Here is a 13,452-nt window from a genome sequence, read left to right as displayed (position 1 = left end):
ATTTAGAAAAAGCCCGACATTGTTCGGGTTTTTTTGTATCACAAATTTATTAAGGAACAAATCATGCCGGAACTTCCCGAAGTCGAAACTGCACTACGAGGTATTCGCCCTTATCTTAAGAATTTTACGATTGAGAAAGTTGTCGTGCGCCAGCCTAAATTGCGCTGGGCCGTATCAGAGGAATTGATAACCCTTAAACATGTAAAAATTGTAGATCTCACTCGTCGAGCAAAATATTTGATTATTCACACGGAAAAAGGATATATCGTCGGGCATTTGGGCATGTCAGGTTCGGTGCGAATTGTGCCACAGGATAGCGCAATAGATAAACATGATCATATTGATATTGTAATGAACAATGGCAAATTATTACGTTATAACGATCCTCGTCGTTTCGGTGCATGGTTGTGGACGGAGAATTTAGATGACTTTCATCTTTTCTTAAAGCTAGGGCCTGAACCGCTTTCTGATGAATTTAATGCAGAATATTTATTCAAAAAATCTCGTCAAAAATCGACCGCACTTAAAAGCTTCTTGATGGATAACGCTGTGGTGGTGGGCGTTGGAAATATTTATGCGAATGAAAGTTTGTTTATTTGTGGTATTCATCCACTTAAACTCGCTAAAAATCTGACCCGCAATCAATGTATTTCCCTAGTAAATACGATTAAAGATGTTTTGAGAAAAGCCATTATTCAAGGTGGAACGACACTTAAAGATTTCTTACAGCCAGATGGGCGCCCAGGTTATTTTGCACAAGAATTATTGGTATATGGCAATAAAGATAAACCTTGTCCGAAGTGCGGTACAAACATTGAGAGTTTGGTAATTGGACAAAGAAATAGCTTTTTTTGTTCTAGATGTCAGAAAAAATAATAGGTATAACCTCTCAAAATTTAATAAAAAAGAGTTAACTCTTATTGGGTTTATACCTATATCTTGGTATTTTGAAAAATAAGTTTGATCGATCTCAAGTTTTTCTACAGAGACAGTAGAAAAACTTTTTTATTTTGTTATTTTACGCTCGAATGAATCTATATCCACATGTTTTATGTGGCATTAAGAATAATTCTCAACTTTCTATTTAACCTAACTTTTTTATTACAACAAATGGAGTGATTATCGTGAACGCATTCAAAAAAAGCCTCATTGTGGCAGCGTCTTTCGCGAGTTTAAGCTTATTTAACTCAGCGGTAGCTGATATGGTTTATAAGCCATTAGAACAACCTGTTGAACCAGTAAAACCAGATTTGAAAATTGAATCTGTAAATGAAAAATTTGCAGAAAAATATCCAAATCAATATAACAGCTGGCGTTCAACTGCAAATGGCAACGGCGAAAAAATTATTTATGCCGATGAAGAAAATCCACGCTTAATTGTTCTTTGGGGCGGTTATTCATTTGCAAAAGAATACAATGCACCGCGTGGTCACTTTTATGCGGTCACTGATGTTCGTAGCATTCTACGTACTGGTGCACCAAAAACAGCAAATGATGGTCCACAACCAATGGCATGTTGGACATGTAAAGGCCCTGATGTTCCACGTTTAATCGCGGAATGGGGCGAAAAAGATTATTTCAACGCGAAATGGGCAAAAGGTGGTCCAGAAATCGTGAACTCAATCGGTTGTGCTGACTGTCACGATACGACCTCTAAAGATTTTGCTGAAGGCAAACCAGCATTACGTATTGCACGTCCACACGTATTACGCGCCCTTGACGCTTTAGAAAAAGCAACTGCTGAAAAAGATAAAGCGGAAGGTCGCCCACACAATAATTTAAGTTTCAACACTGCAGCTCGTACTGAAAAGCGCGCTGAAATCTGTGCAAACTGCCACGTTGAATACTACTTCGCAGGCGATATCAAACAAGTAACCTTCCCTTGGAATAAAGGTCAAACTGTTGATGATATTGAAAAATATTATGATGAAATTGGTTTCAGTGACTGGACTCATAGCCTTTCTAAAGCACCAATGTTAAAAGCTCAACACCCTGACTTTGAAATTTGGTCTTTAGGTATGCACGGTAAAAACGGGGTAACTTGTGTAGACTGTCACATGCCAAAAGTACAAGGTAAAGACGGTAAAGTTTATACTGATCACCAAATCCAAAATCCATTCGATGCATTTGACCGCACTTGTGCAAACTGTCACGATCAAAGCAAAGAAAAATTACGCGATATCGTCACTTCACGTAAAAAAGAAGTGAAAGATGTAATGGGTCGTTTAGAAGAGCAAGTTGTTAAAGCTCACTTTGAAGCGAAAGCGGCTTGGGATGCAGGTGCAACTAAAGAAGAAATGGAAGCGGCATTAATGGATATTCGTCATGCTCAATGGCGTTGGGATTATGCTGCAGCAAGCCACGGTGGTCATATGCACGCACCTGAAGTAGTGCTTCGTGTATTAGGTTCTGGCTTAGATAAAGCAGCGGATGCTCGTACTAAACTTGCAGCAATCTTAACTAAACACGGTGTGAAAACTCCAGTTCAAATCCCAGATATTTCAACAGCTGATAAAGCGTGGAAAGTAATGGGTATTGATATTGAAAAAGAACGCAAAGCTAAAGAAGAATTCTTAAAAACTGTGGTACCACAATGGGAACAACAAGCTAAAGAAAAAGGCTTATTAGTTGATCCACCAGCACAAAAATAAATGAAAAATCCACCGCACTTTTAAGTGCAAACTAGAAAGTGCGGTGATTTTCAAGGTCAAATTTGAGGTAACCCAAATGAATTTAACTTCTTTAATCAACAAATCTGCAAAAGCGTTAGCGTTAAGTGCGGCATTTGTAGCAACGCCATTTTTGGCTCATGCTGATGATGCACAAAAACCTGCGGATCACTTTACTTATGAGCCGCAATTAGATAACCAACGCGATCCTAATCAATATTGTGCTAAATGCCATAAATTCGACAAAGTAGATAAAAACCAAACTGTAGATCAGTCTGGTGGCGAACTCCACTTTGGTAAATTCCATGGTGCGCACTTAGATAAGAAAAATCCAAATAACGGTAAAGCAATTACTTGTGTAAGCTGTCACGGTAACGTTTCTGAAAATCACCGTCGTGGTGCTAAAGATGTTATGCGTTTTGAAGGGGATATTTTCGGTAATAAAAAACCGATGTATTCAGTTCAAGAACAAAACCAAGTTTGTTTTGCTTGTCACCAACCTGACAAACTTCGTGAAAAACTATGGGCGCATGATGTACACGCAATGAAATTACCTTGTGCAAGTTGTCATACGCTTCACCCTAAAGAAGACGCAATGAAAGGTATTCAACCAAAACAACGCGTTAAACTTTGCGTAGATTGCCATGGCGAACAACAAAAACGTAAAGCAGAACAAGATAAACTAACCGAACAAAAGGATAAACAATGACAGCCTGCTCACGCCGAAACTTTGTTTCCGGCATGGGGGCAGTGATCCTTATGACGGGAACATCTTTACCTTCTTTTGCGAAAGAAGACAAGGCGGATAAACCTAAACGTTACGCAATGGTACACGATGAAAATTCGTGTATCGGCTGTACAGCCTGTATGGATGCATGCCGTGATGTAAACCAAGTGCCAGAAGGCGTTTCTCGCTTAGAGATTCTACGCAGTGAACCTTACGGTGAATTTCCAAATCAGGAATATGAGTTCTTCCGTCAATCTTGCCAACATTGTACAAATGCACCTTGCGTAGCAGTTTGTCCAACTGGTGCATCTTTTATTGATAAAGAGACTGGCATTGTAGATGTACATAAAGATTTATGCGTAGGCTGCCAATACTGTATAGCAGTTTGCCCATATCGTGTACGTTTTATTCATCCAGTACATCGTACCGCAGATAAATGTAACTTCTGCCGAGATACAAATTTAGCTAATGGTAAACAACCGGCTTGTGTGGAAGCTTGTCCAACCAAAGCATTAACCTTTGGGGATATGAATGATCCGATGAGTGCAGTTTCACGTAAAGTGAAAGAAAAACCGGTTTATCGCACTAAAGTGGAGTTAGGTACACAACCAAACTTGTACCACATTCCATTCCAACATGGGGAGCCTAGAAGATGACATTAGATTATCCAGTTCCATTTCATACGCCTAATCTAGTGTGGGATTCTACCATTGCGATCTACTTGTTTTTATTGGGGATCTCATCTGGTGCGGTGCAGTTGGCAATTGCTTATAAACGTAGTAATAAATTAATGAACCCAAGTCAAAATTGGATTATTCGATCTGGTGTGATTTTGGGATCTGTGCCAACATTAATTGGTTTAACGCTATTAGTTTTCCACTTAGCAAGACCTTGGACATTCTGGAAATTGATGTTTAACTATCAATTTAACTCCGTAATGTCGATGGGGGTCATGCTATTCCAAATCTATATGTTGTTTTTAGTAGTTTGGGGAGTGGTGATTTTCAAAAAAGAAATCGAAGTATTAATTAATCGCTTTATGCCAAAACTACAATTTGTGATAAAACTCATCGGTATTGTAGAACGCATTGTCAGTCCAGTTGAAGTTATTCTTTTCATATTGGCTGCAGTGCTTGGTGCATACACTGGTTTCTTGCTTTCTGCATTAATTAGCTATCCAATGTTGAATAATCCTGTATTACCTGCATTGTTCTTAGCCTCTGGTACGTCATCTGGTATTGCCGCAACCTTCTTAATTATCTTGATTGCAGGAAAATTAAAAGGTGATTCTCACGAATCGCACTTCATCCACAAATTTGAAGTACCTATTATGGTGACAGAACTTGGTTTGCTTGTATGTTTCTTCGTTGGCTTACATTTTGGCGGTGGCCAAAAAACAGTTGCATTACATAATGCATTATCTGGTTTTTGGGGAGCCGTGTTCTGGATTGGAGTATTCTTTATTGGTATCTTGATCCCATTAATTGCCAATATGTTTGTGAATGACCGCTTAAAATATAATCGTAACTTTATTATCTTAGTATCAATTTTTGACTTAATTGGGGTATTTTGTTTACGATTCTTTATATTGTATGCAGGGCAATTAACAGTCGCGTAAATTAAAATTGTATTTAGAGGAAAGGCGTAATAATATGCGCCTTTCTTTTTATTTGTCAGAAGACATCCTGACGTTAATTAACAAAGAATAATATTTTATGCTCCCAGAACTTGGATTTTACTTATTACTCCTCGCAACGATGGCTGCGCTTTTGCTCGTTATTGTTCCACAACTTGGTTTATTAAAAAAGAATATAACTCTTATTAATTCTGCGTGGCCACTATCATACATTTTTACTATAAGCACGACACTTTCCATCGGTTTATTATCATATTCTTTTGCTGTAGATGATTTCACCCTTGAATATGTAGCGGCACATTCTAATTCCCAATTACCTACATTTTTTAAAGTGGCTGCCACTTGGGGCGGGCATGAAGGTTCAATGTTGTTTTGGTTATTTTCATTGAGTTTATGGCTTGCTACTTTTGCTTTTTTTAATCGAAAAAATGACCGCACTTTTTCCGCTCAATCTTTATCTTTATTGGGATTGATTTGTTTTGGCTTTGCGGTGTTTATTTTATTTTATTCCAATCCATTTGGACGCATTTTCCCTGCACCGGCAGAAGGGCGCGATCTCAATCCAATGTTGCAAGATGTGGGACTTATTTTCCATCCGCCGTTGTTATATGTTGGTTATGTGGGCTTTGCTGTAAATTTTGCGATGAGTTTGAGTGCGTTGATTTATAACCAATCTGCACGACAAATTGCACGTTCAATGCGTGGCTGGGTGTTGTTTTCTTGGTTATTTTTAACCATTGGCATTGTGCTTGGTGCTTGGTGGGCATATTACGAGCTTGGCTGGGGCGGTTGGTGGTTCTGGGATCCCGTAGAAAATGCGTCTTTAATGCCTTGGTTGCTTGGTTTGGCGTTATTACACAGTTTAATGGCAACGGAAAAACAAGGCGTATTTAGTTATTGGACAACGCTTTTTTCTTTGCTTGCTTTTGCCTTTAGCGTATTAGGCACTTTTATTGTTCGTTCTGGCGCACTCACTTCTGTGCATGCTTTTGCATTGGATAACACGCGCGGTTATGTGTTGTTATTAATTTTCTTTGTTTTGACGGTGTTAGCCTTTGGATTATTCGCTTTGCGTGCGGGCAGTTCATCAGAAAGTGCGGTGAAATTTCAGTTCGTTTCTAAATCGGGTGGCATTTTATTACTGAATATTTTGCTGACCATTGCGACGGTTTCCACCTTTTTAGGCACCTTTTACCCCATGTTATTCCAAGCGATGAATTGGGGCTCTATTTCGGTGGGAAGTCCTTATTTTAATAGTATTTTCTTCCCAATTATTACAGTGATTTTAATCCTAATGGTGATTTCACTCACCATACATTGGGTGCAATTTGATCGCACATTATTGATACGTTGCGTATGGTTGCTTATTCCGTCTTTAATTCTTGCTGGCTTGATGATTTGGCAACAGCTACGCAATAATTCTGCATTACATTTCCATGCTTTCGCCTTTGTGTTATTAACTCTTGCGATTTGGCTTTTGTTCGTCACGTTATGGCAAAATTGGCGACAAATTCGCTTGTCTCAATTTGGGATGATTTTAGCGCATTGTGGCGTGGCGATTGTGACCATTGGTGCGGTTATGAGCGGTTATTTTGGCAGTGAAATTGGTGTGCGTTTAGCACCACAACAAAGTCAAAAATTGGGGCAATATGAATTTCACTATCGTCAATTTTCTAATGAAATTGGGCCAAACTTTACGGCAGAAGTCGCCTTTTTTGATGTGACTGAAAATGGCAAGCCTTATGCAGAAATTATCCCTGAACGCCGTTATTACGATGTGCGAACAATGACAATGAGTGAAGTGGGGCTTGATGGCGGTTTCTGGGGAGATTTATATATTGTGATGGGCGATTCTCTCGGCAAAGGAGAATTTACTTTCCGCTTACATTATAAACCACTGATTCGTTGGCTTTGGGCTGGCGGTATTTTAATGGCGTTTGGTGCACTTTGTAGCGTCTTCGGATTACGCAGAAAACAGGAAAAATAATGAACAAAAAACTTATCTTTTTTGCACCTCTCTTTGTGCTTTTAGGCGTGAGTGTATTATTAATTGCTGGATTAAATCAAGATCCGAAAAAAATTGCGTCGGCTTTAATTGATAAACCTGTTCCAGAATTTTATCAGGCTAATTTACATGAGCCATCACAAATCGTAAGCCCGAAAGATTTTCCTAAACAGCCATTTTTATTAAATGTGTGGGGCAGTTGGTGTGGTTATTGCAAGGAAGAACATCCTCTGTTAATTGAGATTGCAAAAACGTTCCCTATTGTGGGAGTGGATTATCGCGACAATCCTCAAAATGGCATTGAAATGCTTAAGCGAATGGGCAATCCTTTCGTTTTAACCATTGATGATAGTCATGGTGAATTGGGATTAAAATTAGGCGTGGATGGCGCGCCAGAAACTTATCTTGTGGATGAAAATGGTGTGATTCGTTATCGCCATTCTGGTTTACTGGATAAAGAAACTTGGCAAACAGTCTTTCTGCCAAAAATTGAAGCATTGAAGAACAAATGAAAAGCATATTAGATATTTTTACTCGTGGTTTTATTCAGGTTCAAAAAACAGCCTTTTTTGCAACCGCACTTTTATTCGCATTTTCCTTATTCGTACAAGCGGAAATGGTGGATACCTATCAATTCCAAAATCAAGATGATCGTACTCGCGCCGTAGAATTGGCAAAATCTTTACGCTGCCCACAATGTCAAAATCAAAATTTGGTGGAATCTAATTCACCTATTGCGTATGACTTGCGTCTTGAAGTGTACAAAATGGTGGATGAGGGCAAAAGTAATCAGCAAATTATCGATCAAATGACCGCTAGATTTGGTGATTTTGTGAATTACAAACCGCCATTCAAATGGAATACGGCGTTGTTATGGCTATTGCCAATTGCTCTTTTAATTTTAGCGGCCGCATTGCTTTATTTCTCAAATAGAAAAAAATTGGCCTTATCTTCAATAGAGCAGGGAAATGGGTTGGAAAAAGGACAGCGATATTTTTCTGTTAATGCTGAGTCTCATTCGGATCCTAAGCAAAATGAACAAAAGACTTATTCCTTTGGGAAAAGTAATCACAAACTTTCTTTTGTGGTTTTCTTTTTATTAATTGCTATTCCAACCACTTATTATTTTTCTCTTGATCGTTTTAGTCGTGTTCAACAAGGTGAGCAATCCATGATTGAGCAACATAATCAAAATGTTGAGATGAATGATGAACACAAAAATGAAAATGTGATTGAGAAGCTCCAAAATAAACTGCGTACTGATCCAAACAATGCGGAAACTTGGCTTCAACTTGGGGAAGCCTATGTGCAGAATAATGAATTTGATAGTGCGCTTGTGGCTTATTCTAATGCGGAAAAAATATCAGGCAGTAAACCTAATATTTTAGGCTTGGCAGCAACCGCACTTTATTATCAAGCAGGCCAGCAAGTGACCCCAAAAGTAGAACAACTTTTGAATGAAGCTTTGGCAAAAGATAAAAATGAAGTATCTAGCCTTTCTTTGTTGGCGACGATTGCCTTAGAAAATCGTCAATATCAACAAGCCAGTGCGTATTTACAGCAATTATTAGATTCTGGTAATGCAGCAGTGGATCGTCGTTCAGTTATTCAACGAATGAAAATGTTGGATTTTTTACAACGTGGTGAAAAAGGGCAAAATCCGTGAGCCAATATTCTGAAAATATTATTATTGGTGCAGGTGCGGCAGGATTATTTTGTGCGGCACAGTTGGCTAAGTTAGGCAAATCGGTAACTGTTTTTGATAACGGCAAAAAAATCGGACGTAAGATTTTGATGTCGGGCGGCGGATTTTGTAATTTTACGAATTTAGAGGTTACGTCCGCTCATTATCTTTCGCAAAATCCTCATTTCGTTAAATCGGCACTGGCTCGTTATACCAACTGGGATTTTATTTCTTTAGTTGCGGAGCAGGGGATTGCTTATCACGAAAAGGAATTGGGACAATTATTTTGCGATGATGGCGCAGAACAAATCGTTGAAATGCTGAAATCTGAATGCGATAAATATGGTGCTAAGATTTTATTGCGTAGCGAAGTTTCTCAAGTTGAACGCGTTCAAAATGACGAAAAAGTGCGGTTTGTTTTACAGGTAAATTCAATCCAATGGCAATGTAAAAATTTGATTGTCGCCACAGGTGGGCTTTCTATGCCAGGGCTTGGTGCAACGCCATTTGGCTATCAAATCGCGGAACAATTTGGTATTCCTGTTATTCCTCCACGCGCGAGTTTGGTGCCTTTTACTTATCGAGAAACAGATAAATTTTTAACCGCACTTTCAGGCATTAGCTTGCCAGTCACGATCACAGCTCAGTGCGGAAAATCTTTTCATAACCAGCTTTTGTTTACTCATCGTGGTATTTCAGGCCCTGTGGTGTTGCAAATTTCCAATTATTGGCAACCCACTGAGTCAGTGGAAATCGATTTATTACCGAACCACAATGTGGAAGAGGAAATTAATCAAGTAAAACAATCTTCACCAAAACAAATGTTGAAAACCATCTTGGTTCGATTACTTCCGAAAAAATTGATCGGGCTTTGGATTGAACAAGGCATTGTGCAAGATGAAGTTATCGCTAACATCAGTAAAGTGCGGGTAAAAAATCTGGTGGATTTTATTCATCACTGGCAATTCACTCCTAATGGTACGGAAGGCTATCGTACGGCAGAAGTCACAATGGGCGGTGTGGATACTAAAGTAATTTCTTCTAAAACGATGGAAAGCAACCAAGTAAGCGGTTTATATTTTATTGGTGAAGTATTGGATGTGACGGGCTGGCTAGGCGGTTATAACTTCCAATGGGCGTGGAGCTCGGCTTATGCTTGTTCACAAGGAATTAGTGAAAAGTAGAAGGGATGTTGAAAATACGTTAGAATTCTTTTCATTAAATCATAAAATAAGGAAGTAAAATGTCAAAAATCCTCCCATTACATGCAGACACAGTCGGCTCTTATTTACGTTCACAAGTATTAAAAGAGGCTCGTTTAAAATTTGCATCAGGTGAAATTTCTCGTGAACAATTAACTGAGATTGAAGATCAAGAAATTACAAAGTTAGTCCAAGCTCAGTTAGATGCGGGTATTCAAATTATCACTGACGGTGAGTATCGTCGTGCATTTTGGCACATTGATTTTCTAGAAGAATTAAATGGTATTGAAGGTTATCACCCTGAACATGGCTATAAATTTAATGGTGTTGAAACGAAACCTTATAATACACGTTGTTGTGGAAAGGTTTCTTGGAATCCAAATCATCCATTTATTGAGCATTTTAAGAAATTGAATGCTATTGTTGGTGGTCGCGGTATAGTTAAATATACCATCCCTAGTCCCAATCAATTAATGTATCCTATCCAGTGGGATACGGGTATCTATGCTACACGCGAAGAATTTGCTAAAGATGTTCAACAGGCTTATAAAGAAGCGATTAAAGCTTTTTATCATGCTGGCTGCCGTTATTTACAATTTGATGATGTTTACTGGGGTTCACTCTGTAATAACCACTTAAAACCTGAATTTGAGGCAGATAAAGCTCAAGCACTTGAGAATATTCAAGTGGTATTGGCAGATAAGCCTGCTGACATGGTGATTACAACGCATGTTTGCCGTGGTAATTTCCGTTCAACATATTTATTAAGTGGTGCTTATGATCCAGTAGCAGATGCATTATTTGCTAAGACTAATTATGATGGATATTTCTTGGAATATGATGATGATCGTTCAGGTGGTTTTGAGCCATTAAAATATTTTGCACAAAATCCACATAAAGGTCGCGTTGTACTTGGTTTGGTGAGTTCTAAATTTCCTGATTTAGAAGATAAAGATGTAATTAAATCACGCATTGCCGAAGCTGCAAAATACGTGCCTCTCGAACAGCTTTGTTTAAGCCCTCAATGTGGTTTTGCCTCTACAGAGGAAGGCAATATTATGACTGAATCCCAACAATGGGCAAAAGTGCGTCACGTTGAAGAAATCGCTAAAGAGGTTTGGGGCGAAGATTAATTTGATTTTATGGGTAGATAATAAATGGCTCCTTATGGAGCCATTTTTTAACGCTGAATTAAGTAACGTAATTTTGTTCCATCTTGCTCTACACTTAGCAGTGTATAGCCATGATTTTTAGTATCAATAGGAATGTTGTTGATAGATTGTGCGCAATCGCTTAATAGTTCTAAAATTTCACCTTTTTGTAATTGTGGCATGGTTTCTAACATTACAATAGCGGGGTAAGGGCAGGGTTCGCCTAACGTATCTAATGTATAATCGGGTGAAATGTCTTTTGGATCTTTATCTAATTTTTGAACAATAGTAAATGCCATGATTATGCTCCTTTTGATTAATTACATCCACAGCCAGTTTGTGCGGTTATTTGAGATTTTGCTTTGGCTAAGAAACGACGTTCCCACCAGACTACGGCAATTAAACATAAAATTAATAAACCGTAATTCACAAGTAAGCCACCTACGGGCCCGAAAGATTTTAGTAAATTAAGTTTTTCGTAATCAAGTGCTAAAACAGGAGCGATATCATCCCAAACATAGGCGAGATAAGTTGAACCGACTACGTTACCTAAGCCAACCCACATAAAGTGTACTTGACCTTCCATTGAGCGATACATCCAACCTGTTTCACAACCACCAGCGAGTACAATGCCAAAGCCGAATAATAAACCGCCAATAATAGCATTGGGGCCAGCCCACATAATTTTAGGCGAGACGCCAAGTTGAATGTAGCTAAATACACCAATTGTGCCCACTAATATTCCAAAAATAATAGCTTTTGCCATATAAGCACGCCCAGTTACCCATAAGTCACGGAAAGCTGAGGTAAAACAAATTTGAGCTCGTTCAATTAATAACCCGAAAGCCAAACCACAAAGCATCGCAAAACCAAGCTTAATAGATTGAGTCATGACATAAAGTGAAGCAATAAGATAAGCAAAAAATACAACCATACCAATCCAGAAACGGCGTTGTGCTTGTTTAGGATCTGTTTCTTTTATTTTCGCTGCGCCTTTTTTAAGTTCTAATTTAACGCGAAATATTGGTAGTAATGTGACTTTCACACCCGCATAAGTACCTATTGCAGTTGCGATAGTGAAGAACCAAGCGTGTACCGAAAATTGTGGAATACCTGTAAAAAGTGAAGCTAAATTACATCCCATTGCTAAACGTGCACCAAATCCTGCTAATGCACCTCCAATTAAAGCTTGAACAATCCGACGTTTATGTGGTTGGTTGCGCCATTTTACATTATTTGCCCAAAGTGCTGCAGAAATACAACCTGCAAACATGCCTAAGATCATGACGCCATCAACACGTGAGAAGATGTTACCTTGCATTCCTATGATTTTGTAGTAACTCCACTCAGATACATCAACGCCTAATGCTTGTAATGCATGTCCTCCCCACCGAGTAAATTCCCCTGTAACAGCCCAATAAGTGCCTGTTACCCCAAAGTAATAAGCGGAAAGCAAACCCGCTGCAGTCACTGCAACAATCGGATTCCAGTACTTAATTAAATAATCTTGTTTGAATTGTAGCCAAATCTCTTGCATAAGATAACCTAAATTTATTGAAAAGAAAGATTTGCAAGAAAGGTATAAATAATGAATACAGTGAAAAAAGAAGTGCCCATTTTCCTATACACAAAACTTGCGATATAAGACAAATGAAATTTGTCAGGTAAAATAATAACATTATTTTAACAATAAAGGCAAAACCTTTATAGTTTTGCCTTTATAGATATCATATTTTTCGATTAAAGAATATCTAATAATTCTACTTCAAATACGAGTGTTGAGAATGGCGGAATTGATGCGCCAGCGCCACGTTCACCATAAGCAAGTTCGTGTGGAATGGTAAGTTTCCATTTAGAACCGACAGGCATCATTTGTAATGCTTCAACCCAACCACGTATTACGCCGTTTACAGGGAATTCAGCTGGTGTGCCACGAGCAACAGAGCTGTCGAATACGGTGCCATCTGGTAATGTACCTGTGTAGTGTACACGCACTTTATCTGTTGCAGATGGTTTTGCGCCATTGCCTTCAGTCATGATTTCGTATTGCAAACCGCTATCGGTTACGTTTACGCCCGCTTTTTTCGCATTTTCTTCTAAGAATTTTTTGCCTTCTTCTTCGATTGCTTTAAATTGCGCTTGTTGTGCTTCAGCTGCTTGTTGTTGAAGTGCTTGAACCGAATGCATTAAGTCATTGATGTCTAATGCTGGCTGGTTATGATTTAATGCATCAAAAATCCCTTTCGCTACAGCTTCAACAGTGATTTCCATTTGGCTATCGGCTAATTGTTGGCCAATTTGCAAACCAATCCCGTAGCTACCTTTTTCAGAAACGCTTTCTAATTTTACTTGTTCAAAATTCATTTGATGTTTTCCTT

Annotated in this window: 13 protein-coding genes; 10 read left to right on the top strand and 3 right to left on the bottom strand. The window is 38.6% G+C overall.

Features of this window, described 5'->3' with window-relative positions:
- Nucleotides 1-63: 63 nt before the first annotated feature.
- The 10 genes from mutM (at nucleotide 64) to KP713_RS03410 (ending at nucleotide 11,056) form a co-directional block, all read left to right on the top strand.
- A complete protein-coding gene (mutM, locus tag KP713_RS03455) occupies nucleotides 64-876 on the top strand; it encodes a DNA-formamidopyrimidine glycosylase (RefSeq protein ID WP_111407108.1) in 813 nt (270 codons plus the stop codon).
- Nucleotides 877-1,124: 248 nt separating this feature from the next.
- Nucleotides 1,125-2,651, top strand: a complete 1,527-nt coding sequence (gene nrfA, locus KP713_RS03450; RefSeq protein WP_048954238.1) for an ammonia-forming nitrite reductase cytochrome c552 subunit — start codon at nucleotides 1,125-1,127, stop codon at nucleotides 2,649-2,651.
- A gap of 76 nt (nucleotides 2,652-2,727) precedes the next feature.
- The gene (gene nrfB, locus KP713_RS03445) at nucleotides 2,728-3,378 is read left to right on the top strand and encodes a cytochrome c nitrite reductase pentaheme subunit (protein WP_106013497.1); all 651 of its coding nucleotides are present in this window, start codon (nucleotides 2,728-2,730) and stop codon (nucleotides 3,376-3,378) included.
- Nucleotides 3,375-4,052 carry a cytochrome c nitrite reductase Fe-S protein gene (gene nrfC, locus KP713_RS03440; RefSeq protein WP_046939769.1) on the top strand — a complete coding sequence of 226 codons (678 nt, stop codon included), beginning with the start codon at nucleotides 3,375-3,377 and terminating at the stop codon, nucleotides 4,050-4,052. The genes nrfB and nrfC overlap by 4 nt, the downstream gene beginning before the upstream one ends.
- On the top strand, nucleotides 4,049-5,014 hold the full coding sequence (gene nrfD / locus KP713_RS03435; RefSeq protein ID WP_215769867.1) for a cytochrome c nitrite reductase subunit NrfD: 966 nt from the start codon (nucleotides 4,049-4,051) through the stop codon (nucleotides 5,012-5,014). Before nrfC ends, nrfD begins: the two co-directional genes overlap by 4 nt.
- A 97-nt stretch (nucleotides 5,015-5,111) precedes the next feature.
- The gene (gene nrfE, locus KP713_RS03430) at nucleotides 5,112-7,019 is read left to right on the top strand and encodes a heme lyase NrfEFG subunit NrfE (protein WP_215769866.1); all 1,908 of its coding nucleotides are present in this window, start codon (nucleotides 5,112-5,114) and stop codon (nucleotides 7,017-7,019) included.
- Nucleotides 7,019-7,549, top strand: coding sequence for a DsbE family thiol:disulfide interchange protein (locus KP713_RS03425; protein ID WP_215769865.1), 531 nt, complete (start codon nucleotides 7,019-7,021; stop codon nucleotides 7,547-7,549). Before nrfE ends, KP713_RS03425 begins: the two co-directional genes overlap by 1 nt.
- Nucleotides 7,546-8,703 (top strand): heme lyase NrfEFG subunit NrfF, encoded by a 1,158-nt coding sequence (gene nrfF / locus KP713_RS03420; protein ID WP_215769864.1) that lies wholly within the window; start codon nucleotides 7,546-7,548, stop codon nucleotides 8,701-8,703. Before KP713_RS03425 ends, nrfF begins: the two co-directional genes overlap by 4 nt.
- Complete coding sequence (locus tag KP713_RS03415) at nucleotides 8,700-9,905, top strand: BaiN/RdsA family NAD(P)/FAD-dependent oxidoreductase (protein WP_215769863.1); 1,206 nt, start codon at nucleotides 8,700-8,702, stop codon at nucleotides 9,903-9,905. The genes nrfF and KP713_RS03415 overlap by 4 nt, the downstream gene beginning before the upstream one ends.
- 59 nt (nucleotides 9,906-9,964) lie before the next feature.
- The gene (locus KP713_RS03410) at nucleotides 9,965-11,056 is read left to right on the top strand and encodes a 5-methyltetrahydropteroyltriglutamate--homocysteine S-methyltransferase (protein WP_215769862.1); all 1,092 of its coding nucleotides are present in this window, start codon (nucleotides 9,965-9,967) and stop codon (nucleotides 11,054-11,056) included.
- 47 nt (nucleotides 11,057-11,103) lie between these two features.
- Here KP713_RS03410 and yedF read toward each other — a convergent pair whose 3' ends face one another.
- The 3 genes from yedF to bamJ form a co-directional block, all read right to left on the bottom strand.
- Entirely contained in the window at nucleotides 11,104-11,373 is a 270-nt protein-coding gene (yedF, locus tag KP713_RS03405) for a sulfurtransferase-like selenium metabolism protein YedF (RefSeq protein ID WP_005627337.1), read from the bottom strand.
- A gap of 17 nt (nucleotides 11,374-11,390) precedes the next feature.
- Complete coding sequence (yedE, locus tag KP713_RS03400) at nucleotides 11,391-12,611, bottom strand: selenium metabolism membrane protein YedE/FdhT (RefSeq protein ID WP_215769861.1); 1,221 nt, start codon at nucleotides 12,609-12,611, stop codon at nucleotides 11,391-11,393.
- Nucleotides 12,612-12,814: 203 nt separating this feature from the next.
- Nucleotides 12,815-13,438, bottom strand: a complete 624-nt coding sequence (gene bamJ / locus KP713_RS03395; RefSeq protein WP_009500351.1) for a BamJ family beta-barrel-assembly machinery protein — start codon at nucleotides 13,436-13,438, stop codon at nucleotides 12,815-12,817.
- Nucleotides 13,439-13,452 lie beyond the last annotated feature (14 nt).

The sequence above is a fragment of the Haemophilus sp. SZY H36 genome, assembly GCF_018829625.1.
Taxonomy (GTDB): domain Bacteria; phylum Pseudomonadota; class Gammaproteobacteria; order Enterobacterales; family Pasteurellaceae; genus Haemophilus; species Haemophilus haemolyticus_K.
The sequence above is the reverse complement of the archived record's forward strand: the minus strand, read 5'-3'. Positions and strand labels throughout refer to the sequence as shown.

Coding starts and splice junctions, on each gene's coding strand:
- mutM (WP_111407108.1), top strand. CDS start 64: ATGCCGGAACTTCCCGAAGTCGAAACTGCACTACGAGGTATTCGCCCT.
- nrfB (WP_106013497.1), top strand. CDS start 2,728: ATGAATTTAACTTCTTTAATCAACAAATCTGCAAAAGCGTTAGCGTTA.
- nrfC (WP_046939769.1), top strand. CDS start 3,375: ATGACAGCCTGCTCACGCCGAAACTTTGTTTCCGGCATGGGGGCAGTG.
- nrfD (WP_215769867.1), top strand. CDS start 4,049: ATGACATTAGATTATCCAGTTCCATTTCATACGCCTAATCTAGTGTGG.
- nrfE (WP_215769866.1), top strand. CDS start 5,112: ATGCTCCCAGAACTTGGATTTTACTTATTACTCCTCGCAACGATGGCT.
- KP713_RS03425 (WP_215769865.1), top strand. CDS start 7,019: ATGAACAAAAAACTTATCTTTTTTGCACCTCTCTTTGTGCTTTTAGGC.
- nrfF (WP_215769864.1), top strand. CDS start 7,546: ATGAAAAGCATATTAGATATTTTTACTCGTGGTTTTATTCAGGTTCAA.
- KP713_RS03410 (WP_215769862.1), top strand. CDS start 9,965: ATGTCAAAAATCCTCCCATTACATGCAGACACAGTCGGCTCTTATTTA.
- yedF (WP_005627337.1), bottom strand. CDS start 11,373: ATGGCATTTACTATTGTTCAAAAATTAGATAAAGATCCAAAAGACATT.
- yedE (WP_215769861.1), bottom strand. CDS start 12,611: ATGCAAGAGATTTGGCTACAATTCAAACAAGATTATTTAATTAAGTAC.
- bamJ (WP_009500351.1), bottom strand. CDS start 13,438: ATGAATTTTGAACAAGTAAAATTAGAAAGCGTTTCTGAAAAAGGTAGC.